General features: G+C 66.3%; 22 protein-coding genes. 11 read left to right on the top strand and 11 right to left on the bottom strand.

Features of this window, described 5'->3' with window-relative positions; genetic code table 11:
• Positions 1-65 precede the first annotated feature (65 nt).
• The 10 genes from ACWEVR_RS32740 (at position 66) to ACWEVR_RS32695 (ending at position 8,522) form a co-directional block, all read left to right on the top strand.
• Positions 66-398 carry a cold shock domain-containing protein gene (locus ACWEVR_RS32740; RefSeq protein WP_452470077.1) on the top strand — a complete coding sequence of 111 codons (333 nt, stop codon included), beginning with the start codon at positions 66-68 and terminating at the stop codon, positions 396-398.
• Between the two features lie 973 nt (positions 399-1,371).
• On the top strand, positions 1,372-1,815 hold the full coding sequence (locus ACWEVR_RS32735) for a hypothetical protein (RefSeq protein WP_452470076.1): 444 nt from the start codon (positions 1,372-1,374) through the stop codon (positions 1,813-1,815).
• A 224-nt stretch (positions 1,816-2,039) separates the two neighbouring features.
• Positions 2,040-2,492 carry a hypothetical protein gene (locus ACWEVR_RS32730; protein ID WP_452470075.1) on the top strand — a complete coding sequence of 151 codons (453 nt, stop codon included), beginning with the start codon at positions 2,040-2,042 and terminating at the stop codon, positions 2,490-2,492.
• A gap of 86 nt (positions 2,493-2,578) precedes the next feature.
• Positions 2,579-3,178 (top strand): DUF5753 domain-containing protein, encoded by a 600-nt coding sequence (locus tag ACWEVR_RS32725; RefSeq protein ID WP_452470074.1) that lies wholly within the window; start codon positions 2,579-2,581, stop codon positions 3,176-3,178.
• Between the two features lie 370 nt (positions 3,179-3,548).
• Positions 3,549-5,288, top strand: a complete 1,740-nt coding sequence (locus ACWEVR_RS32720; protein WP_452470073.1) for a cutinase family protein — start codon at positions 3,549-3,551, stop codon at positions 5,286-5,288.
• Between the two features lie 31 nt (positions 5,289-5,319).
• A complete protein-coding gene (locus ACWEVR_RS32715) occupies positions 5,320-5,604 on the top strand; it encodes a hypothetical protein (RefSeq protein ID WP_357395969.1) in 285 nt (94 codons plus the stop codon).
• A gap of 155 nt (positions 5,605-5,759) precedes the next feature.
• Positions 5,760-6,299, top strand: a complete 540-nt coding sequence (locus ACWEVR_RS32710) for a hypothetical protein (RefSeq protein WP_452470072.1) — start codon at positions 5,760-5,762, stop codon at positions 6,297-6,299.
• Positions 6,296-6,973, top strand: a complete 678-nt coding sequence (locus ACWEVR_RS32705; protein ID WP_452470071.1) for a hypothetical protein — start codon at positions 6,296-6,298, stop codon at positions 6,971-6,973. The genes ACWEVR_RS32710 and ACWEVR_RS32705 overlap by 4 nt, the downstream gene beginning before the upstream one ends.
• A 101-nt stretch (positions 6,974-7,074) precedes the next feature.
• Entirely contained in the window at positions 7,075-7,917 is an 843-nt protein-coding gene (locus tag ACWEVR_RS32700; protein WP_452470070.1) for an SAM-dependent methyltransferase, read from the top strand.
• 44 nt (positions 7,918-7,961) lie between these two features.
• The gene (locus ACWEVR_RS32695) at positions 7,962-8,522 is read left to right on the top strand and encodes an NUDIX hydrolase (protein WP_452470069.1); all 561 of its coding nucleotides are present in this window, start codon (positions 7,962-7,964) and stop codon (positions 8,520-8,522) included.
• A gap of 233 nt (positions 8,523-8,755) precedes the next feature.
• On the opposite strand, the gene ACWEVR_RS32690 is transcribed toward ACWEVR_RS32695, so the two are convergent.
• Positions 8,756-9,367 (bottom strand): malonic semialdehyde reductase, encoded by a 612-nt coding sequence (locus ACWEVR_RS32690; protein WP_378666596.1) that lies wholly within the window; start codon positions 9,365-9,367, stop codon positions 8,756-8,758.
• A gap of 123 nt (positions 9,368-9,490) precedes the next feature.
• Here ACWEVR_RS32690 and ACWEVR_RS32685 point away from each other — a divergent pair, with 123 nt between their 5' ends.
• Positions 9,491-10,153 carry a TetR/AcrR family transcriptional regulator gene (locus ACWEVR_RS32685; RefSeq protein WP_067488354.1) on the top strand — a complete coding sequence of 221 codons (663 nt, stop codon included), beginning with the start codon at positions 9,491-9,493 and terminating at the stop codon, positions 10,151-10,153.
• 50 nt (positions 10,154-10,203) lie between these two features.
• Here the strand turns inward: ACWEVR_RS32685 and ACWEVR_RS32680 are convergent, their stop codons facing one another.
• The 10 genes from ACWEVR_RS32680 to ACWEVR_RS32635 form a co-directional block, all read right to left on the bottom strand.
• The gene (locus tag ACWEVR_RS32680) at positions 10,204-11,700 is read right to left on the bottom strand and encodes a flavin-containing monooxygenase (RefSeq protein ID WP_452470068.1); all 1,497 of its coding nucleotides are present in this window, start codon (positions 11,698-11,700) and stop codon (positions 10,204-10,206) included.
• Positions 11,697-13,466 carry an acyl-CoA dehydrogenase family protein gene (locus ACWEVR_RS32675; protein ID WP_452470067.1) on the bottom strand — a complete coding sequence of 590 codons (1,770 nt, stop codon included), beginning with the start codon at positions 13,464-13,466 and terminating at the stop codon, positions 11,697-11,699. The genes ACWEVR_RS32680 and ACWEVR_RS32675 overlap by 4 nt, the downstream gene beginning before the upstream one ends.
• 285 nt (positions 13,467-13,751) lie before the next feature.
• Positions 13,752-14,654, bottom strand: a complete 903-nt coding sequence (locus ACWEVR_RS32670) for a hypothetical protein (protein WP_452470066.1) — start codon at positions 14,652-14,654, stop codon at positions 13,752-13,754.
• Positions 14,651-15,508, bottom strand: a complete 858-nt coding sequence (locus tag ACWEVR_RS32665; RefSeq protein WP_452470065.1) for a hypothetical protein — start codon at positions 15,506-15,508, stop codon at positions 14,651-14,653. Before ACWEVR_RS32665 ends, ACWEVR_RS32670 begins: the two co-directional genes overlap by 4 nt.
• A complete protein-coding gene (locus ACWEVR_RS32660) occupies positions 15,505-16,350 on the bottom strand; it encodes a DUF4913 domain-containing protein (RefSeq protein ID WP_452470064.1) in 846 nt (281 codons plus the stop codon). Before ACWEVR_RS32660 ends, ACWEVR_RS32665 begins: the two co-directional genes overlap by 4 nt.
• Positions 16,347-18,248, bottom strand: coding sequence for a type IV secretory system conjugative DNA transfer family protein (locus ACWEVR_RS32655; RefSeq protein WP_452470063.1), 1,902 nt, complete (start codon positions 18,246-18,248; stop codon positions 16,347-16,349). The genes ACWEVR_RS32660 and ACWEVR_RS32655 overlap by 4 nt, the downstream gene beginning before the upstream one ends.
• Positions 18,249-18,261: 13 nt before the next feature.
• A complete protein-coding gene (locus ACWEVR_RS32650) occupies positions 18,262-19,500 on the bottom strand; it encodes a hypothetical protein (RefSeq protein ID WP_452470062.1) in 1,239 nt (412 codons plus the stop codon).
• Positions 19,501-19,715: 215 nt separating this feature from the next.
• Positions 19,716-20,648 (bottom strand): hypothetical protein, encoded by a 933-nt coding sequence (locus ACWEVR_RS32645; RefSeq protein ID WP_452470061.1) that lies wholly within the window; start codon positions 20,646-20,648, stop codon positions 19,716-19,718.
• Between the two features lie 29 nt (positions 20,649-20,677).
• Complete coding sequence (locus tag ACWEVR_RS32640) at positions 20,678-21,616, bottom strand: hypothetical protein (RefSeq protein ID WP_452470060.1); 939 nt, start codon at positions 21,614-21,616, stop codon at positions 20,678-20,680.
• A 75-nt stretch (positions 21,617-21,691) separates the two neighbouring features.
• Positions 21,692-22,236 (bottom strand): hypothetical protein (locus tag ACWEVR_RS32635; RefSeq protein ID WP_452470059.1); only part of this gene is annotated, 545 nt, incomplete at its 5' end.

Below are 22,236 nucleotides of genomic sequence, written 5' to 3'. Positions count from 1 at the left end.
GGCGGCATCAAGTTGCTAACCGTTGCCAACTATCGACACTCATCTCCGGGGGCCAAGCTCGATACATGACCTCACATCGTCCTGTACGACAGCGAACATCCCGTCATCGACGTGGCCCACAGCGCGAAGGCGAGCCACCGAACGGTGCAAACGAAAGCCAACATCACATGCCGATCACTGGAACGGTGAGGTGGTTCAGCGTCGATAAAGGATTCGGCTTCATCGGAAGAGAGGACGGCCCCGACGTATTCGTCCACTACACCGGCATAGTTGGCCAAGGATTTCGTGCACTCGCTGACAACGATCGGGTGCAATTCGAGATCACGGAAGGTGACCGTGGTCCGCAGGCAGTGCGCGTACGCATTGTCGAACCTATTGGAACACCAACACCACGGTAGGCAGAAATCATCGGCCCACACTGATCCGCCGCCGACTCGCTGCCATGTACTCGAACTACTGCGGTGCAGCCGTGGACATCGGCGTGGGCGCAGAAATGCGCGAGTCGGAGCCAACTTGTCGTTTGCATATGCACCAGCAGAAGATCCGAAGAACTGGGGTTCACGGCGATGCGCAGTAAGCGAAGACAAGAGCTTGAATCCATCCTCCGGGCAGCCGCGCGCGGTACCCCAGCTGAGCTGGACACCCTCGTTGCCGAACTCAAATGCGAGCACGAGGGTGAACAGCGATGGCGGGCAACCAGCCGCCGAGTGAGGGAAGTTGAACGCGCCCTAGCCACCATTACCGCTGGGACAACCCCAGCAGCGAACATATCCGCGCTTGCCAGCCGGACAAGAACGATCATCCGTCGAACCAGCGGAGGCACCGCCTGATGAATACGTACTTGGCAACAGACCCAGCCGACACGATGCTGGATCAAAGGTCATTCTTGCCTGAACCCGGCATGGACATAAGCCAGGAATGGGAATGCGTCACTGCGGCAAAACCATGTGCCTATTACCAGCAGGTGTGTCACTTGCCAGCGGTCCTGGATTCGATCTCCGGTCAGATTGTCGTCGTCGCAGGGCGAGTGCAGGCGGTCATGGTTCCCTGGACGCTGGGGCAACGCGTGCGCGCTGCTCTAACTCGATCCGACACCGGTGGTGGGCCGATCGTGTCCCACCTCAGGTCGGGGACATGGACGTTCCTCACCAACTCCGACCGCGACTTGGAACCGACGCCCGATGACACCCGGCTCTGGTTGGGAAATGTTGTTGTGTTGTCCGCAGGTGCCCCGATCGCGCTACCGACACCGACGGCGACAAATACCGACCGGTGCCGTGAGTGGGAGTTGCCACCGACCAGCCCTCAACGACCCACCACTTTCGCGGTCCTCACCGCGATCCGGGCGTGTCTGGAACGTGGTGGAAGACGATGAACTCTCCGCGAGTCTTATTGGTGGACAAGGTTATTCACCGGGCCAGTATGTACCGCAATGTGTGTGGTTTCGATGCGTTCGTTCGCGAGTCCACCTCTCAGATCGTGTTGCGGACCGGGACTGTGGGCGCCGTCGAATTGCCGTCCGAGCTCGGTCACCGGGTGATCGCGGCATTGACGTGGCCGGGCCCGGTCATCGTGCATACCGATACCCCGGAACCGGTCGTGACGATTCTGACCGGGCCCGTGCCCACCCATCTGCGCAGTGGTGCGTCCTTCGCGACGCTGTCGGCTGCCGGCGCGGTGCTGGTGCCCGATGGTGACGAGGTGTTACTGCCCTCGCCGCGCGATCCCGCGCGGCGCTGGCTGCCGCACGAGCCGCTGGATCCGTATCGGCCCTCGGCCGAGGTCGTGGTCACCACGATCTCGGCGTGCCGGTAGGACCGGAGTTTCGCGATGCCGCGGCGGATGCTGTCACCTCGTCCGGAGGAACCCGATACTCATTTGCGGGTGATCAGTGCCGGGTTGGTGGTCGACTTCTGTGGGTGCCGCACCGCGGTGCGGAACTTCGTGCGTGACTGGCTTTCTCATCCTCATCCGTCCATGACCGTTGCTGAGATCCGAGACGGATTTCTCCCGATCAACCGAATGCCCTGCGAGGAATTGTGGCTAGACCCTTGACCGAAACCCCTGCCGATCGGTGCACCGCCTACCGCCGCCTCGGTTGGCGTGTCGTGCTCGACGGACACGACCAGATCATCCTGCCCGCCGACACCGTCCACGCCATCCAGGTGTGTTCGGGTTTGGCGGACCTGGTGCTGGACATGCTAGGCCACAGCCGGGTGAGCACCCCGATCGTGGACAACGTCGCGACCGGTACCCGCACGTTCTTGACCACCCCGCCTAAGCCCAGCGATACCCGGGCCGTCAGGTTGTTTCCGCCTACCTCGAGGGTGCAGGCCATCCGTACCGTGACGGGCTCACCGATCCCGCTGCCTACCCCCGGCGACAACAGCCGAAGATGGCTCGCCGAACCCGGCCCCGACAGTCTGGTCGACTTCGAATTGCTGATCAGCATGACCCTCGACGCTGCACGTGCCGCCCTACGCGTCGCGTAACCCGATCTCCACTTCCCGCTGAACCGATATCCCGATCCGCCGGGTACCGCCTGGCGTTCACCACCGCTGAAGAGACGGAAAACGATATGACGTACGTGAGTTGGTATGCCCGAACCGAGACCGGGCTGGCCAAGCTGCAGCGCAGCCTGATCGACATCGAAAGCGGTGTCACCCTCCACCGCGCATGGAATCCGGAGCTGATCATCGGGCTTGTCCAGACCGAGGACTATGCACGCGCGGTCCTGGCCGCCTGCATCGAGGTGCTCGGCGTTCCGAACGACCTCGACGACGTCGTCGCTGCCAGGATGCAACGCCAACAGATCCTCGACCGTGAAACCCACAGCTTCGAGTTCCTCATCGGCGAATGGGCAGTGCACCGCATCGTCGGTGGTAGTGCGGTGATGCGCGCCCAGATCAAAGCGCTGATCGATAACCTCGATTCCCGCCCCAACATGCGGATCGGGATCGTCCCGCTTCACACCGAATTCCGTGCGCCCACACCGGCATTCGTCATCCACGACAGCGCTGCGGTCGAGACCGAAACAGTCACCGGCGAGGTCATCGCCACTCGACCCGACGATATCGCAGTGGCCGAACGCACTTTCGCCCTCCTGCAGAACCAAGCCGTCTACGGCGACGACGCCAGGGTCCTGCTCACCCGGGTACTGACCACACACACCGACTAAATGTGCCCGGCCCGCTGCCGAACCACTCGGCTCGGCGGCGGGCGGGACTCGACTTAGACTGAGCCCCACTTTGATTCACCGCACGAATCGTGCCCATCTCGGTTGAGCGCTGTCGGCGGCAGGGTGATCTTGTCGATCATCCTTGCAGGCGAGCCGCTACCGCCGGAGTGGGTCGTGCTGTACGCGATGTGCAGCACGACCGGGGGCGTCCCGTCGACCTGGACCGGTTGGCGGTGGCGTGGGCTCCGCTCGTTGGACTGGTACGTGGCTGGACGCGCTCACCGCCGATCTACTCGCGGGGCGACGGCCGCGATCCCGGTGCGTATCTGGTGGAACACAGGGTTGGCTCGTTTCCTTTGCAGGAGAACTGATGACGCTCAATCGCAGTACCGTGGCCGCCCTGGCGTGCGTCGTGGCCTTCACCGTGTTCGCACCCCACGCGGGGCTGGTCTGGGCTTCACCGTCAACGACGGCGGCGCCGGTTCCGTCGACGTCGCTGTCGTTGCCGAGTTGTCCAGCGCTGTATGTGTTCGCGGTTCAGGGCACAGGTGAGTCCTCACCGGATGCCGCACCCAGTACCGATACCGGGATGTTGTCGCTGGTGATCCGGCCGATGTTGGCCGCCGCGCCCGGTCGCGGGCTGGTCGGTCGTGCGTACGTGCCCTACCCGGCGGGTTTCGGTGGCGCGGTCGGTGCCTCACCCGTCCCGTACGCACAGTCCGTGGCGACCGGGGTGCTGCGTCTGGAACCCATGATCACCCAACTACATTCGGCATGCCCGACCACTCGCATGGCGATCCTCGCCTACTCCCAAGGTGCCCATGTCGCATCGATCACCGCACAAGACATCGGCGCCGGGGCCGGTGTCGTCGCACCCGAGCTGATCGCCGCCGTCATCCTGATGGCCGACCCCACCCGCACACCCGGCGCGGGCTTGTTCCACGGCACCGACGCCACGGCCCCGGCCCCTGCTCCCGGAACCAACGGCCAGCACCTGGCAGCAATACCACCGGCGCCGCTGCGATCGGGGGTATCGGGCGGCGGGATCGGTCACCAGCGTGACATACCCGAGGACTTCGGGGCCCTGACCGGCCGCGTCGCCAGCCTCTGCGTCGCAGGCGATCTGGCCTGCGACACCCCGGCTGGGTCGGTGATCCTGCGCGCCGCCGCCGCAGTGGCGTCGCAGTCGCTGCTCTCGACCGGGGACCCGATCGCGTCGTTGATCTCGATCGGGCAAGCCCTCGCCTACACCTCCCTCAACGCAGCCGTCACCGTCGTCGACGACGATGTTTCCGGTGACCCTGTCGCCGCACTGAAGGTGTCCCCGCAGAAGTCGATCTCGCAACGCCTCGCCGATGCCTCGGACCCGAGAACCGCGTTGAATGCCCACCAGGCCCTGGCCGCTGTAACCCGGGTGGGCACCATCGGATTCGACGCTGTCCGCGCCGTGGTCGCATCGGTCCTCAACCCCGCCGCTCTCACGCAGCTGACGGCCGTGGCCCTGTCCAATCCAGGTGCCGCTGTCGCCCTGCTCGGCGAAAAGTTCACCACCGCGATCAGCGAGCTGGTGCCGCCGACGACCGGTGATGAGTTGATCAGCGCCGCCTTCGAGATCGTGCAACGCGAAATCGCCGACAACCGCGGCCTTCTCGACCTGGCAACCTGGGTGCGGATCTGGGAGACCGGGAGGCGGCACGACGCCTACTCCCACCCCACTGGAGGTGGCCCCTCGCCCGTTGCGTGGGCCGGAGCGTGGCTGACCGCAGCAGCGCATGACGCTGCCACGACGCCGTTACCATCGCAGCACACCAGCGAGCGTTCGCCTTCGGCCTCCAGGAGCACCCCGACACTCTCGGCGTTCGCCACGACCATGTCCGCACCGGTTGGTGTGGACTCGCCCGCTCCCACCACCTCACCAAGATCGAGCCCCTTGCCGATCGAGGTGGTGGGAGCCCCCCAACACCTCGCGCCTCCACCGGCCCTGCCGCAACCATCCTCGACCCCTGCGGTGACCGTTGCCCCGCCACGCCAGCCCGGCATCACCGTCGACACCACGACTACTCCTTCGACCGTTGCTCGCCAGCCCGGCATCACAGATCCCACCCGCTGATCCCCGCATCCACCTCCGTGAAAGGCGAACGATGAATCCGCTGCTCGCTGCCGGTAGCGACCTGTTGGCACAACTGCACAACCCCTCTCCTCAAGCGCCACCGCTGTCGGAAAAGATCTTGCAAATGGTCCGGTACCTGACCTGGTTCATCCTGCTCTCGGGCATCGTGGCCATCACCTACGCCGGTGGGAAGTTCGCCTGGGAGAAATGGACCGGTGGCGGACTCGAATCACCGAAGATGATCGCCGGGGCCATGATCGGCGGCGTCGTAGCCACCAGCGGCGGGACCATCATGAACGCCGTCATCGGCAGCTGAGCGTAACCCGATACCAACCTCGGTCCAGGACCTGACCAGCCCGGCATCCACTGAACCTTGCCCGCGGGCTGCCCCGTCATCGAAGGCACGACGCCCTCGAATCCGCTGGCGGGCAGCGCGCTGCCCGCCAGCCATCACCTATCGATCGGAAACCGATGCCCAGCCCAATGACACCGTTCCCCGACACCAGCCGGTTGCTCGCGGTATGGGACGTTGCGCAACCAGAGGCAACCTCGCTCGAACACGCCACCCGGGCCTACGTCGCGCTCTGGACGATGTGCCTCGTCGATGTCGACCACGCGCAGATCGGTGACTGGCAGTACTTCGAGCTTCCCGACACTGCAACCGGAGGCAGTCGAGTCATCGCCCGGGTGATCGATGACGAGATCAGCTGGCATATCGGGAATCGACCCGATGTGGCGGTGCTAGTCGACGACCATGTCCCCGGGCCCGTCACCGCGGGAGAACTGGTCGGCCGGCTCGCGATGTTCACGGTGCTGTTCGACAAGTGGCCACCAACACTGGGTCAGTGCCCGATCGGTCCGGCGTTCCTGGGTGTCGGCCGCCAGTTCGACAGGTTGATGCTGGGTTTGGCCCGAGGTCGCAGCCAACCTCGCGGCCGTGCCGACGGCCTGCCACCCCTCGCGCGACCGCAGCGGATCGAACTCGGCATCCCCGCAAGCGACCGAGAGTGAGTCCCTCAGCTCCGATGCTGCACTACAGCAACATCACCGACCCCACCGCAGCGTTGGTCCGCTACGGCCCCGACACCGTCGTCGGGCTCGCGTTCGGCCCGACGTGCCTTGCCTTGGTCTACCTCACCGTGCACCCCGACAGCCTCACGGGCCAACCAGATTCACTACCGGTCGAGGTGGCATGCGATCTGATCGACCATCACGGGGATCCGTGGCAAGCACGACGGCTACTGGCCCGCCGCATCGATGCATGCTGGCGCCACGCTCGTGCCCTGGCCGCGTACGCCCCGGTGCCGGAGCTGCGCGCCTACGGAAAATCGCAGGCGCTGTGCGATCTGACCGGGCTCTGGGAATTCCGGGCCGGGTTGGGGTCGGAGATCATGACGATGATCGACCTCGCCTGCGACACCGCCGACGTCGGAAGCTCCTTGTTGGACGCGGTGATCGAGCACGGGTTCGCACCCGGCACCTCACCCGCACGGCTGGCCCAACGCTGTGTCCTCGTCGAAGCGATCGCCGCCGCCGCCGAAGGCACACACCATCTCGACCTCCTCGATCCGACCGACATCGACATCGCGACCCTGCTCGCCCGCATCGAACCACCCGCGCCCCCTCCGAGCCACCTGGTGCCCCGTCGAGCTCAACCGCGTCGTAGGGAGCTGACTACACCCTGACTTTGCGCGAACCACTCCGACGGCGCAGCCAGAATCACCGCGATCAGCGAGGCACCATGACCAACCACCAACACCCCACCCGACGGCCGAAAGGAGCATCCTTGCCCAAGACCGAGAGCTCGACAACAGTGGTACTCAATCAAGAGGCTCCCAACCGGGCCCGCATCCTCAACGCCATCCTCGGCCGCAAAGACGCCGAACTCCACGACCGCCGCATCGGGGAACTGCTGGGCACCATCGACCCGCTACGGATCGCCATCACCGAATCCCGCCTTTTCGTCGAACGCGCTATCGCACACCTGGCCGCCCGTCACGGCATCGCTCAAATCGTCGAACTCGGATGCGGCTACCCGACGACGCCGAGCCTGCACGACATCGCCCAGGAGCACAGGGACTCGGTGAGAACCCTCTACATCGATTCCGACCTGCTCGTCACCGTCCACGCCCGTGCACTGCTGAGAGAACCTGGCAACCACGTCGCCCACATCGACCTGACCGATACGCCCACAATCCTCGAACACGTCGCCACGGTGATGGACCCTGCCCAACCAGTCGCGGTCTGCCTGTCCGGATCCTTGGAATATCTCGCCGATGCCCCCGCAGTCCTCGCAGCACTGACCAACGGGCTACCCGCTGGGTCCTGGCTTGTGTTGAGCCACATCACCGCCGACGTCTTCGCAGACGAAATCGCCGCAGCAGTCGAAATATTCGGTGCGAACGGGATCGGACTTCACCCGCGCAGCCGCGACGAGATCACCGCGATGCTGGCCCCGTACCGGCTTCTCGCCCCAGGTCTGGTCGCAGCACATCTGTGGCGCCCCACCCACGACTACGGACAGCCATCAGATTTGATGGACGAACGCCCGCCGCTGTTGGCGTCAACAGCGGCAGCCAGCTATGTCGCGGTGGGAAGCCTGGGTCCTTCCGACGAAATCCTCAGCTAGCCAGCCGTTCCCGCTTGCCACACGCTCTCGACGGAGGACAATCCATGGCGATCAGCGATTCTGACATCTCGGACACGCTCGCTGCCTACTTGGAGGACCACCCGGACGAGGCCACGCTCCTATCCGAGCCGATGCGGTTGCTGCGCGGCGGACACGATTTCGCCTCACGGCGAACCTTCCCCATGCACGTGACTGTCGGCGCCCTGCTGGTCCGCCAGCATTCCGAAGTCCTCTTGGTGCGCCACAAAGCGTATGGAGGGCTGCTTTTGCAGCCAGGAGGTCATCTTGAGGAAAACGACTTCACGCTGATCGATGCGGCGGTGCGCGAGCTTGCCGAGGAAACCGGGCTCGATCCAAGCGGCGTCGCCCTAGAGTCACCGAATCCTGTCTACATCGAGTATGGCCCGGTTCCAGCTCGGCCGGTCAAGGATGAGCCGGCCCACTTTCACTTGGACGTCGGGTACTGGTTCACCACGGCAACGGCCGATATCGGGCAAATCCAAGAGTCCGAGGTGAGCGCTGCAGCCTGGTATCCCCTCGCCGAAGCCGAGCGCCTCGTCGGGCACCGGATCGGGCGTGCACGAGTCGACCAACCCGAGCGCTGAACTGACACACCGGCTTGAGGTCGTTGTGGCCTGTTCACACCGCTCTACAGCGTGATCAACACCCCAGCGCAATGGGATCCGCGCGGCGCCGACCGCTCTCGGCGGTGCGGAGCCCACCCGGGCCTAGCCCGCCGATGCGGTCAGCCACAACTGGAGGTCGACTTGGGACAGCACCAGTCGATGTAGCGGCAATTGTGCCTATCCACTGATCAGAGTGCGCCGTGGCGCGATATTCAGGCGGTGGCGAAGACCTCGTCGTACTCCAGCCGTGGCAGCCGTCCCATCCAGGCGTCCGGACCCGGCTTGCCGATATTGATGACGCACAACGGAACATGCCTGCCGTCGGGGAAGAACTCTCGCCGCACGGCGTCGCCGTCGAAGCCGACCATCGGGCCCGCGGCCAGACCCGCCGCGCGAATACCGACGATGAGGTAGGCAACCTGCAGCGCGGCGTTGAACGTGGCCGAGGGCTCCCGGACCGCCGGATCGGCGAAGACGTTCTGCGGGTTCTCCATGAACGGAACGAGTTTGGGCAACTCGTCGTGGAAGTCGAGATCGGCCGCGACCACGACCGTCAGCGGCGCCCGCGCGGTCTTGTCCTTGTTGCGATCGGTCATCGCCTCGACCAGCTTCGACTTGGCTCCGTCCGACCGCACGAGGACACCGCGCAGCGGTTGCTGGTTCATCGAGGTCGGCCCGAACTTCACGAGTTCGTAGACGGCCCGGAACTGCTCGTCGGTCACCGGTTCGTCGGTGAACGTGTTGGCGGTGCGGGCAGCGCGGAACAACAAGTTCTGCGCTTCCGCGTCCAGTGCCAACTGCTGGGTCGCTACCGTCTCGGCCATGAAAGCCCTCCAGAGCAAAGTTGATTAGACTAGATGGTCCAGTCCAGTAAATAGTAGATAGACTGACTCGTCCACCCGTACGGCTGGTGCCCCGGGTTGCTCATCAAGAAAGGCGCACAGGACATGCCGTCATCGGCCATGCGACCGAGCGGGGCCGGTGGCCGCCCGCACGGCGGCGACCCGGGGAAGCGCCGAGCCATCCTCGACGCCGCGATCGATACCTTCCTGCGCGACGGCTACGAGCGGGCGACCCTCGATGTAATCGCCGAACGGGCCGGTGTGGCGAAACAGACCGCCTACAACCACTTCGGCGACAAACAGACCCTGTTCCTCGCCGCCGTGGACGACGAACGCAGCCGAGTTGCCGCGAATTTCGACGCGGAGATCACCGGGTCGGACAAGGCAGACGACCTTGACGCCATCACCGCCCTGGTCGAGATCGGCCTTTTCGTGCTGCGGGTCCTGCTCGACGAACGCGCTTCGGCGCTGCGCCGCTTGGTCATCAGCGAGGTCGCCCGCATCCCGTCCCTGCGCCCTGCGTGTGCGGAGGGCGAACCGAAACAACTAGTCACGCAGATCGCCGATCTGCTACGTGGCCGCAGTGAGCGCGGCGAGCTCGATGTCGAGGACCCGGCGACGGCCGCCCGGCAGTTCATTTCCCTACTCGTCCAGCAGGGTCTGCACGCCTCGACGTACGGCACGATCCCACTTCCGGCCGCTGACGCGGCAACGATCTGCACCGAGGCCGCCGATCTCATCGTCCGCGCCTGCCGCCCGAACGGTTGATCCGAGCTGAGGACCGTTTGCGGCGAAGTGGTTGGGTCGAATGTCCGCACTCAGCCAACCAACCGGTCCTGTCCTGAGACGCCAGCCTCAACAACGACCTCGGCAAAGGCTTTGGCCGGGTTGGCCAGCTCCAGTCGCCTACCGAACTCACGGACGGTGCCGGGCCATGGGTTGGTGATCTGGCCGTCGGCACGTTTGAACCAGGACTGCACGCCGCGGGGCCAAACCGTCTGCGCCAGCTCGGTGTCCAGGTGTTCCTGGTATGTCGTCATGGCCTCGGGGGTGACTTCGATCGGAGATCCGAGTCGAGCGGAAAGCTCCAGGCACCGCAGGATGTAGCGGGCCTGGTGTTGCTTGACCGAGGGATTGCTGTTCGACGGAGTGAACGAGTGCGGCCCAGCGATCATGTAGAGATTCGGAAAGCCGGGTACCGCGAGTCCGTAGAAGGCGGTCGGTCGTCCTCGGGACCGCCACTGCTCGTGCAGGTCTTTTTTGTCGCGGCCCCGGATCCGGACCCCGGCAAAGAATTCCGGGGCTCGGAATCCGGTGGCCCAGACGATGACGTCGGCGTGGCGTTCGGTGCCGTCGACCGTGCGGATTGTGTCCGGGGTGAGCCGGTCGATGGGGTCGGTGACCAGTTCGACGTGTGGCAGGATCAGTGCCGGGTAGTAGCCGTTGTCGAGCAGGATCCGTTTCTCCCCGATCCGGTAGTGCGGTGTGAGTTTCGCACGTAGCTCGCGGTCGCGCACCTGTCGTCGAAGGTGGGCCCGCGCGACGAGTTCGGCGGGCCGTGCCGACCACCCTGCGCGCATGATCGGTGCGAGGAGCAGGTCAGCGGCGTGGTAGGTCCCTGTCCGGTAGAGGTCGTGTAGGCCGGGCGCATGCGTCAGCGCCCACCGCGAGATCGGGCCGAACGCGGCGGCGGGCTTAGGCAGGACCCAGGCCGGGGTGCGCTGATACACGGTGACTCCGGCCGCGGTTCGGGCGAGTTCGGGAATCATCTGTGCCGCTGAGGAACCGGTGCCCACGACTGCGATCTGCCCACTCAGATCGGCGGTGTGGTCCCACCGTGCGGAATGGAACGCAGGCCCGGCGAAGGTCTCCGCCCCTCGCATGCGAGGAATCGCGGGTCGATGCAATTGACCGAGCGCCCACACGACCGCGCGGGTGCGGATCAGCTCACCGCTGCTCGTGGTCAGGGTCCAGGTCCGGTCGGTGTCGCAGTAGTCGGCGGCCACCACCGTGGTGTTGCAGCGTAGGTGTGGTCGCAGGCCGTTTCGGTCGGTGACCTCGCGCATGTAGGTCAAGATCGACTGCTGGTCCGGGTAACGGACCCGGGCGTCACGGTAGGGGTCGAAGGCGAACGAATACAGGTGCGCTGGCACGTCGCAGGAACAACCCGGATAGGTGTTCTCTCGCCATACCCCACCGACCTCGGGTCCTTCTTCGAGGACCAGGAACTCGCCTATGCCGGCGTGTTTCAGCTCGGCCGCCATGGTGAGGCCGCCGAATCCTGCCCCGACGACGACCACTCTGTGTGGGGTCATGGGCGCGTCTTGTCGCTGATCGACCGGGTGGCGGTGGCGGTTGGCGGGTTCGGCCTGGTGGCCCAGTGTTGCCACCAGTGCAGGTAGTCGGGGGCGGCCATCGGTGCGTCGAAGACGTCCAGGCTGATGCCGAATCCGTCGACCAACTCCCCCAGATGCGCGCCCAGGTACTGGCGGTGGCGGTGTAGTTCGCGGTGGACGCGTTGGGCGCGCCGCGGTGTCATCCGCCGGTGGGCGGCGAACCAGGTTCCTCGGTGCAGGATTCGTTCCAGCGTGTAGACCGCGGTCGCGGATTCGAGCAGGCCTCGCGCGGTGTCGTCGTCGGCTGTGGTCGCGGCGGTCCACAGCGCGGTCGCGGCGAGTCGTTCGCTGGTGGCGGCGGCGAGTTCGACGGCGGCGGTATCGCGATCGAGTGCGGTTTCGGCCGGGGTGATGTCGTTGCGTCGCAGTCCGGCCGCGATGGTGGTCGCTCTGTCGATGAGCATCCGGATATGCCAGGGCAGATGCGAGGGGGTGTCCGGCAGCGCCAAGGTGGTGATGTCGCAGGTGGTGAGTTGTCCGGCTTGTTTCCACAGCAGCTGTGATTCGCCTTCGGCGGTGATGATTCCTTCGGTGTTGCCGATCCAGTCTTGGATCCAGTTGGTGCGCAACGATCCTTGGGCGCCGCTGCGTTGCCGGCAGGTCAGCAGTACCTCGTGTGCGGTGTAGGCCAGTAGCGGTTTGATCAGCATCGACCACACACCGATGAGCGGGTCTGCTGCTGGTGCAGCTGCGGCCATGTCATGCACGCGGCGTCCGAGCACGCTGGTGGCGTAGGTGGCTGCCAGTGCGGAGACCGGGTCGCGGCTGACCGTGCCCCGCTCAGCCATCAGGGTCCGGCCACCGGGTCGGCGTTGCCGGGCGTAGTTGACCGTGACCGCCAACCCGGCCCGCGCACCGGCGGCGGATGCGCCCGCCAGATCGAGGCGTCCCTGTCCCAGGGTCGTGATCGCCCGGTGGAACCGTGCCCGCACCGGCACTGTCGATGCCATCTCGTGCGTGCCCATCACGGCCCATGTCCCGCCGAGCAACCCCTCGGCGGGGACGAAGACTTTGTCGAATCGGATCAGCGCGTGATCCATGGGAGCCCATCCTTTGTCGGGCAGGGTGGCGACCCGCAAGCCGGGTGTGAGCCCTTGATCTGTGCGCAATCTCAGGAGCAAGGGCAGGACACCTTCGTCACTGCCGCCGATGATCAAGCGGGCGGTGACCACTCCGATCTTGGGCGTTGTCGGGTCGGCGATGTTGGGCATGAATTTCCAGCTGGCCGGGTCAGGTGAGGTGAGCCAGAATCCACCCCGGATGTCGTCCCAGGTCGCGGTCGTTTGCTGGTCGGCGCCGTTGGTGCCTCCGAGTTCGGTCAGCAGCAACACTCCGATCGCTTGACCGGTGTCGAGTTCGGCGAGCAGGTCACGTTGGTAGGCGGACCCGTTGCCCAGGGCGCTGATCGCGCCGATCGACAGATCGAGGTGGCCGGTCAGCACTGGCAGCAGGTGCGGGGCGTAGATCGCGGCCCATTCGCACACGATTCCGCGCAGTCGGGTGTCGGCGGCGATCGCGGTCGCTGATCCGCCCAGCCCGGCAATGGTTGCGCGGAGCAGGTTCGGTGCCAGTCTCGCTTCGGCCGAATAGGTCGAGCCTGTGCCGGGCCGGTCCCCGAGTTCGGCGATGACGGCACGCACGCGCTGGTGCGTGTCTGGTTCGGTGCCGAGGATCGCGGTGCGCAACGATGCGACGGTGGGATCACCAGGTGGGGAGAGCGGCTGGGCCGCCTGATTATGGTGAGCAGGGATCGGCGGTAGATCGACGGTAGTCATCGCAAAGGTCTCCAAGCGTTTGTCTGGGCACTGGGGCTGGGTAACCGCGGTGCAGGGGCGGTTTCGGCGCCGCGGCTCACGCGGCTTCTCTTGGGGTGTTTCGATCGGGTGGCCCCCGGCGGGTCGTTGCCGAGCTCCGATCGGTCGGCGGCGGTGTGGTGGGTGTAGTAGTCCTGTGGTCGAGCCGGCGGCTCGTCACGGTTCAGGGCCTGGCGTGAGTGGACGATCCGGTGGCGGCCCGGCTGTTGCGTCGGCCGTGTGGTGGTCGGGTTCTGTTGCCGTGGGCGGCAGGGCAAGTTGGACTGCGGTTTCGATTCGCTGCCCGTCGGTCGAGGGATCAGCTGGGGTTGCGTCGCCCAGTTGCAGGCGGGTGCGGGTGATCAATTCCTCGACCGTCGGCGGCATCGGCAAGCCGGGCTCGGTACCGGCCGGTGGGGTGGTGGTGCGGCGCAGGCTGGCCAGCGACGAGCGAACACTCGCCGCGATCGCGGGGGTGGCCAGGTCGCGCCAGAGCGCGGTCAGGTCGTCGACGGCGAGCCGGTGGTGAGTGGCGAGACGTTCGGCGAGGCGGGCATCGGTCACCGTCGTGCTGCGCTCACGTTGCGCGGGGGGCATGTTGATCGCGGCGGCGGTGTGAATGATGCGGGTGCGGATCGCGACCATGTTGTGCCGAAGCTGTTGTACAACAGCAGGTTCGGGCTCGACTTCGATCCCGGCTCGGTGGAGATGGTGGTGGCGCAGTACCGACACCGTGGCCATGTCGACGAGCCGGTGGGTGTCGGCGACGACTCGGCCGTAACCGCGGCGGGGGACGTTGTTCTTCGGCGGGTCCCGCAGCACCGTGGTCGGTTGCCACGCCCTGTTCTCGTGCCCGTATTCGCGGGCTTGGGTGATCCACACCGCCGGTATCGCCCTGCTGGCGGCCACGATCTCGGCGATGCTGCGGTCATGTTCGAGCCGCACCAGTTCGGGGGCATACGGCTGGCTTCGACGCAGCGCACCGGCGCGGCGGGCCAGGTCATGGATGTCCTTGAGCGCTTCGGCCTGCGGGGCCGGTAGATCCGACACCAGGCGCGGCTGCGATGGCGGGCGGGTCATGGCTCGATCCCGGGATAGTTCGTTTGCGGGTCACTGAATACCGGCTGGGTGGTCCACGCGTCGTTGTCGAGGTCGTGGGCGCAGGCCCCGGTCGCGCCGATGGCGGCGTCGATCTGCGCACCGGGTGCGTGGGAGAACAACCCGATCACCCGAAGGTGGTTGTCGCCGAGAACGTCAAGCACTGCGCTCGGCTCTGGGGGTGCGATCCTCGAATCGGGGTCGATCCCGGCCTCGGCCAAGGCGCGCGCCTGCACCGCGCAACTGCTGATGTCGGTGGCCGCGATCGCCCGCCACTGGTGGGCGAGGCCGGCTTCGTCCAGCCCTGCCGCTGCCGAGGCGGCGGTTTCGATCCACGTGTCGTGCGCCCAGAGTTGTCGGGCTTCCGCCTCCACCCGGAGCAGGACACCAAGTTGGGCAGATCGTCGCCACAGGGTGTCGAGTATGTCGCCGACTTTGGTGGTGTCGGAATTGTGTGCGGCTGCGATGGGTCGGTAGGCGGCATGGATTCCGGTGAACCGTGCCAAGTGTTCGATGTCGGTGCGCAGGTTGTCGATCAGCGCCTCACGATCGACCGGGGCGGCGCGGCGCAGGAACAGGTTGGTGTTCCAGCGGATACCTTTCGTGCCGCGCTCGCGGGCCTGATCAACCCACTCGACCGGCACCCCACCGGCGATGGCAGCGGCGCCGAGCTCGCTGTGCACCGTCGCCCGCGCCTGAAAGTCCTGTGTCCATTCCGGGGTCGGCTCGGTGCCGCTGGCGCGTTGGGTGTTCAGGAGCTTTTGGGAGTCGGCGGCCTGATTCTGTAGCGCCTTGAGGACCCTTTTCTGGACTGTGGTCGCGTTAGCCATACTCACTGCGGCTCACCTGCTTCGGTGAAGGCGCGAAAGTCCGGGCCGAACCCAAGGTGGTGGACCGGTGCCGAGGACCCGGGAGTGCCGAACCAATTCGACGGAACCGGTTCACCACCCAGGCCTGGGCTGTCGATGTGGCGGTCAGGTGTGCAGCGGTGCAGTGGGCCGTTGGCGGCGTCGAGGATGTACCGCAATTGGGGGTCGATGTGGCGGACGAACAGTGCGCTCATCGCCTGCTTGTCCTCGGCATTGACCGCGGCTTCGAAGCAGGCGTGCAAGCCGGCGAAGCGGATCGCGACGCTTTGGTGGCGCCACCACTGTCGACACCAGGTGTATTGGCCTTCCCGGTTGTTCGCGGCGATCTTCACCGACACCACCGGCAACAACCACCGCTGCACGAACTCGCTGTAGTGGTCGAACTTCTTCGCTGGCTTGTCATCGTCGACGGCGGCAGGGGCGGTGGTGCCGAACCAACCGGGCGGAACAGGATCGAACGGCAACGACGGTGTGACCTGGTGGCGACTACGGGTGCAGCGGTGCAGGGGGCCGTTCGCGGCGTCAAGGATGAGGTTGACGTGCGGGTCGAAATGGGTGAGCAGGAACGTGCTCAGGCTCGATCCGGCTTTGGCGCGGCGCATCGCCTCGAACGCGGTATGCAGATGCGCGACCCGGACTGCGACCGGGCGATGAGCCCACCACCGCGAGCACCAGGTGAAGGTGTTCTCCCGGTTGGCTTCGGCCAATCGGACGCTGATCGTGGGCAACATCCACTTGATGGCGAAGTCGGTGAAGTGGACGAACTGCGGTGCCATCGGCGCCGTAGCGGTCGGTGCCGGGCTGGTCACGACTGCCCCTCCCCCATGGCAGGATGAGTGGCTTTGATCAGCGAAACCGGCTGCCCTTCGAACCGTTGCATCGACATACGAACCAGTGGCGCGTAGTCGCTGTCGAACCAGGGGATTTTGCGGACGACGACGGGGCCGTGGCCGGGAAGACGGACCAGGGCACGGTCTTTCGGTAGCGCTGCGAGCATGGCGACATCGAGGATGGGTTCGGCGCGCCAGGACAGGCTGCGTTGGATCCCGCCGGGGGTATAGGTGCGCGAGCGATCGGAGACGTCGTGTTGCCCGGCCATCGCCGACCAGTGCTCCAAATAGTCCCTTGAGGCGATAGACCCGCCGTAGACCTCGATCGACTGGGCCATCATCGTCTTCAAACCATTGACCCCCCACAGGTTTTCGCCTTGTTCGAGGACCTGCAGGATCGTCATCAGGATGATTCCGCAACCTGCGGCGTAGGTGTAGTAGGAGGGCAGTTCGCTGATCCGTGCGCAGTTGGCAGCCTCGTCGAGCACACACAACAGCGGCACCGCCAACCGCCCATCCGGGCGAGCCCGCGCTGCGGTGAGGGCGGCTTCCAGGACTTGCCCGACCAAGGCCGCGGTCAAGGGGGTTGCCCCGTCGGGTCCGGTCATCGACAGCGGGTACAGGGTGTCGTTGGAGGTGACGAACGCGGTCGGGTCGAACTCCGGCAACAGGTGGGTGCGTGGTTGCTCGGTGGTCTCGATCAGGACCCCGTTGCGGATCGAAGCCGCCGTGCCCGACAGATTCTGTTGCGCTGTAACTGATTTGGCCGCGGTTTCGCTGACCTGGAACAGCTTCCGAACCGGGGGCGTGACCATCTGGGCGTACCCGGAATCAGACAGCACGTTGAGGAAACGCCGCGCCATGTCGTAGAGGCCGTCACGCTGTCTCGCGTAGAGGCCTTGGCACTCGATGATGCGGGCGGCGGGGCGGTCGTGACCGTAGTGGCGCAGGATCAATGCCGGGGTCGGGTCCTGGTCGCGGCCGAGCCATTCCGCCACATGATGCAGGTCCCCACCAGCGCACGCAGCAGCGAAGATGCACAGGGCGAACAGTTCCTGGGCGCCGCCGTCGAAGTAGGCGTCAGTTTTCGCGTTCGCGATCTCGTTCGCCGAACCCGCCGACCCGGACACGAAGAACCCGGCCAGCTTGCGCGCCGCGGGAAGGCCGGTGACCTGGTTGAACAGGTTCACCCAGAACCCGCACACCACCTGCCCGGTCACCGCCTGCAAGTCGCACACCCACACCCGCCCAACCTGCTCACGCCCGTAGACGGTGTGCCGATACAGGTCGGGTTTGTTCGAGGTGGCCAGGCACGGCCCCCACGCCGAGAGCACCGCCGGGATCGCCCACGCCACCGTCTTTCCGGTCCGCTGACCAGCCGTCACCGTGACACCGAGTTCAGCGGGAACATGTAAGGCGATATCGCCGATGACCGTGCGCCCCAACAGCGGTCCCGGATTCGCCTGCACCGCAGGTGGGGCGTCATTGAGGAGGCGTTGGTTGTCAGCGAGGTTGTCGGCGGCGCGCGCGATGCGGATCTTGCTCGGCGGTTGCATGGTCCGCGCCGCCGCATCGACCTCCCCGCCGCTGGTGAACGACCTGGCTCCGCGGATCGCACCTGCGCCGGTCACGCAGAGCAAGACCACCGCGATCGGGGTTGCTTGCCAAGGCCATCGCTTGTCTCCGGCGACGACCGAGAGCAAGGCCGCGAACGGGTTCCACGACACGGATTGCCCGGCCTGCCAGCTGCCGAGTTTCAGTGCCGCCCACAGCACGAACACGAGCGCGAGCAGTGCCAGCAGGATCAGCAGCATGCTGGCTTCCTCACCCAGTCCGGACTTGGTGCGGCGGCGGGTTTCTCGGGGAGAGAACATCATTGACCTGGTCCTTTCAGAAACTTGGTTCCACACCGGGTGCGGGCGCAGGCGCGTCGATGACCCCGGTGAATTGAGGGCTCACCCACTCGGCGGCGACGTCGGCATCGGGCAGGGCAGACTCGACCGCATTGGCGATCACCGCCCCACCCGGCGGGGCGGTGCTGGAGGCCGGGTGGTGGGTGTTCTCCGCGCCTGCGGCGAGCGCGAGCGCAGGTGGGTGGTCAGGAGCCAGACCGAGCTGGCTTCGCAGGATGTCGAGTTCGGCCACAGCGTTGTCGCGTTCGCCCAGGACGTGCTCGAGTTGCGCCAGCCGCGGCGCCCCGGGCTGCTGCGACCAGTAGTGCCCGTCCAGGCCCGCCTGGTAGGCGGCGGTGATCTCAGCGTGGTCTGCCCCGGCGAGGGCGGCGGCGCGGCGGGCATCTCTCGCGCCGTCCATCAACCGCTCCAACTGGTCGATGCGGACCTGACTGCCTTCGAGTGATTCGTCGAATTCGGTTGCCAGCCAGGCATGTTGAGCGGCCAGGTCTTGAACCCGGCGCACGGCGACGATCTGGGCGGGCAACTGGTCGACCGTGACGGTGGGAGTGAGGTAGGCGTTGCGTTGGGCGGCGGGCAACAGGGCGGTGATCTCGTCGTCACCGGTGTCGAGATCACCGAGAGCTTCCTCGGCGGCGAGGAGTTCGTCGGAGCCGTTGATGATCGCCTCGACCTCGGCCATGCTCAGCTCAACTGCAGCTCGCCCGCCCAACGCGCGATCGACCAAACTGTCCGAGCGTGTTGTTTCGGCGCCGGGATCGGGGACCACGCTCAGGTGGCGAGGTCGCCATCGGGCGCCGTCTTGGGCCGACCGGTCGTTGACCGGTTCGAGGTGTCCGGTCAGTTCCGCGGCTTGCCGTTGCGTTCGGATGGTGCTCGCGTCGATCCCGGCGCCGCCCTCGATGAACGCTTGCTGCAGCTGACCGAACCCGACGCGGGCCGTTTCGGGGTTCGCGGTCCAGGCCTCGACCGCGCTGGCCAGGTGGTTCCACAACTGCTGATGCTCGGGTGAGGCGTCTTGTTGCCACTGTCGGGCGATGGCGTGCGCGCGAGCTTTGTACTCGACGACCTGTGCTGGGGTTTCCCCGTAGCCGGCGATCTCACCCAACTGGTGGTGAGCGGCGAAGTCGGCGCGAAGTTGGGCCTCGACGCTGTCGGCGGCGTCACGGTAGTAGGCGGGGTTGGTGAAACTGGTTCCTCGGCTCTGCCAGCTCATCGCGGGCTCCCGGACAAGCACAGGTGCCACGAGGTGGTGGGATTCGAGAGTGAGGGTGGTTGTTCGCGGATTCGGTGGGGCATCGTGCTTCCTCGGATCGAGAAAACGTCACACCCTCAACGGGGTGTGGTGAGGTCCCAGCGGTTCAGGTTCGGTCGCCTCGGTCCAGTTCCCCCTGGCCGATGCGCCGACAAATCACGAATCGTGCTGCAGTTCTACAGATCTGGTCCGTTGTCGATGCCGCTTCGACCGGCGGGCCCGGGGACGGGGTCCGGGTCGGCTTCCCAGGTCCATGCGGTGTCCTCACCGAGGGCGGCGTCGACGACGGCGGTGATCGCGGTGCTCTCGGCGGCCAGATCGGTCGGTTCGGCCTGGCCGATGGCAGTGTCGACGAACTGGGACCGCAACGCGGTCGTCGCGTCGGCGAGCATCTTGCGTGGTGTCGGCGGGACGACCCGGGCGGTGTCGGTAGGCGTGCCCGTGTCGGGATCTCGCGGAACATACGGTGGCACCGCCAACGCCGGATCAGCGCGGGCGTAGCCGTTCCAAGCTTGAGCCAGAGCTTGCTCGGTGTAGCCGGCGAAGGTCACCGCATGCACCCGGCGGATCCCTTCCACACTCGACCCCCACAAGCTCTCACCCTCGGCCGGTGTCAGTTGCGCTGCGGCCGCGAGCACCGTGACCCGGGTGTGCAGTGCCGCCATGTTGTCGGCGAACTGCGCGACCGCGATCGGGTCGGTATCGAAAGTCCATCTCCCAGTGGCGATTCGATCCATTCGGGCCGCTTCCAGGCCGGCCATGCGTTCCATCGTCCACAAGTCGACCTCGAGCATGTCGAGATAGAACTCCTGCGCTTCGCTGGCGCGGGCGGGATGCTGGCGCACCACACCCGGCTTGGGCGGGTTCGCCCCACGCTGACCGAGCTCGCGGGCATCGACCACCCAACCCGGGTCGACACCACCCAACATGGCCGCATACTCGGCGTGTTCGCGCTGCACGGTGAGCAACTCAAGTCGCTCGTTCCACACCTGCTCGCTGTGACCGGAGATCCCGTCATCGAACATTCCCGGTCCGGCATCGGTGATCTCCCGGTGTTGGGCGGCCAATTGCTGAATCCGCCGCAGGATGCGCCCTTGCCACTGACTCACCGACTCCTCAGGTCCCGGAGCGCTGGTCATCACCACACCCCCTGATCCACACCGGACCCGGGCCCTCGATCAGGCGGGTGCGGTTGAAGGTCCGGGTCCGGCTCCCACCGCGCTCCTGTCCCGGCCCCAGTCGCCTCGACCGCGGTGCCGATACCGTGCCCCGCACCCGGGCCCAGGCTGTCGGCGAAGGTGACCGCGGCCAAGGCCTGTTCGGCACGCTGGGCGAACTCCCAGGGAGTGGGCGGGCCGAGATCGGTGACGGTCGTGGTGGCGAGGTTGCCGAAAGTGCGCGAGACGTCGGCCTCGATCCCTTTCCACGACATTTCAGTGAATCGTTGGCGCAGTTCGGCATCGGTGTAGGAGGCCGCGGTCAGCTCGGCCACCTGCTGCCACGAGCCCGGGCTGCGGCCCCACAGTTGCTCGGCCTCGCCGGGTTGGACGTTGATCAGTGCCGCGGTCCCGGTCGCGCGGCGCCACAGCGCGGCCATGTTGTCGTGGAGTTGGCGTTCACCTGACTCGTTGTCGGGCAACCCACCGGTGTGCACGCGATGCAGGTATTCCGCGCGGACCAGGGCGGTGTGTTCGAGGCGCCAGACGTCTTCGGCGAGCTGGTCGAGCAGGTGCAGGCGTGCCGGATCTGCCCCCGGCGGGGCCATCGGCAGTGTCGCTGTTTCGGGGGTGTCGCCCCAGCGTGCTCCCCTGGCGCCGGTGTCGGTGGCGTAGTCGATCATCCGTTGCGGGACCCCGCAAGCGTGGGCGTGTAGCTCGATCTCACCGCGCTCGTCGTCCAACGCCCTCAGGTGGGTCCGCCACGTCTCGAGCTGAACGCTCGGCCCGTTGGCGGGCGAGTACTGCGGGGACCCGTGGAACAAGGTGCGGTAGTGGTCGTAGCTGGCGTTCTGGATTCGTTCGAGTAGGCGAAGCTGCCACGACGGCAGATCCTCGGCACCCGAAAGTGGATGACTCACCGGTTTCTCCAATCCTGTTGATCGACTGCGTGTTCGGGTCCATGGGCGGACCTGGAAGGGGTGAGTGAGAGCTGTTCACGGTCCAGGCCCGATCTCGGACCCGGGGAGTTGTTGATCCGGGTTCGGGCCCGATCGGTGATCGGTGGGGTCGTGTTCGGTGTGGGCACCGGCGCCGGTGGCCTCGATCGCGGCGTCGATGCCAAGCCCGACCGCGTCGGGGTTCGCGAGATCGGCATCGAGGGCGGCTGCGGCGAGCTCGACCATCCGGTCGGGCAGGACGGGGAGTTGACGGTTGATGTCGTCGGGAGTGATTCCGGCGGCTTGCAACACCATCACCGGCATCGACACCGTGGCGAAATCGGTGTCGATGACGGCCTGCCACCGCGCCGACAACTCCGCCCGGTCCAGCCTCGACATGGTCTGCGCGACCTGCTCGGTCCACAGCTGGGCGGTTGGTTCCCACGCGTGTTGTTGCTCGACGGCGTTCAGGTCCAGGGCGTGCCCGACCGCGCCGACCTGTTGCCAGCTCACGCCCATGACGCGGCGGAATGCGGAGAACCCGGCACGGGGCGGGGCGGCCTGTAGCGCGGCGTCGGCCCCGCCCCCCGCCCCCCGCGGCC

Source organism: Nocardia sp. NPDC003979, from assembly GCF_053605015.1.
This window is presented reverse-complemented; position numbering and strand designations above follow the sequence as displayed.

Excerpts from the sequence above, each read along its gene's own strand:
- ACWEVR_RS32655 (WP_452470063.1), bottom strand. The coding sequence starts at position 18,248 with ATGATGTTCTCTCCCCGAGAAACCCGCCGCCGCACCAAGTCCGGACTG.
- ACWEVR_RS32650 (WP_452470062.1), bottom strand. The coding sequence starts at position 19,500 with ATGAGCTGGCAGAGCCGAGGAACCAGTTTCACCAACCCCGCCTACTAC.
- ACWEVR_RS32690 (WP_378666596.1), bottom strand. The coding sequence starts at position 9,367 with ATGGCCGAGACGGTAGCGACCCAGCAGTTGGCACTGGACGCGGAAGCG.
- ACWEVR_RS32710 (WP_452470072.1), top strand. The coding sequence starts at position 5,760 with ATGCCCAGCCCAATGACACCGTTCCCCGACACCAGCCGGTTGCTCGCG.
- ACWEVR_RS32680 (WP_452470068.1), bottom strand. The coding sequence starts at position 11,700 with ATGACCCCACACAGAGTGGTCGTCGTCGGGGCAGGATTCGGCGGCCTC.
- ACWEVR_RS32715 (WP_357395969.1), top strand. The coding sequence starts at position 5,320 with ATGAATCCGCTGCTCGCTGCCGGTAGCGACCTGTTGGCACAACTGCAC.
- ACWEVR_RS32725 (WP_452470074.1), top strand. The coding sequence starts at position 2,579 with ATGACGTACGTGAGTTGGTATGCCCGAACCGAGACCGGGCTGGCCAAG.
- ACWEVR_RS32670 (WP_452470066.1), bottom strand. The coding sequence starts at position 14,654 with ATGACCCGCCCGCCATCGCAGCCGCGCCTGGTGTCGGATCTACCGGCC.
- ACWEVR_RS32740 (WP_452470077.1), top strand. The coding sequence starts at position 66 with ATGACCTCACATCGTCCTGTACGACAGCGAACATCCCGTCATCGACGT.
- ACWEVR_RS32685 (WP_067488354.1), top strand. The coding sequence starts at position 9,491 with ATGCCGTCATCGGCCATGCGACCGAGCGGGGCCGGTGGCCGCCCGCAC.
- ACWEVR_RS32720 (WP_452470073.1), top strand. The coding sequence starts at position 3,549 with ATGACGCTCAATCGCAGTACCGTGGCCGCCCTGGCGTGCGTCGTGGCC.
- ACWEVR_RS32695 (WP_452470069.1), top strand. The coding sequence starts at position 7,962 with ATGGCGATCAGCGATTCTGACATCTCGGACACGCTCGCTGCCTACTTG.
- ACWEVR_RS32735 (WP_452470076.1), top strand. The coding sequence starts at position 1,372 with ATGAACTCTCCGCGAGTCTTATTGGTGGACAAGGTTATTCACCGGGCC.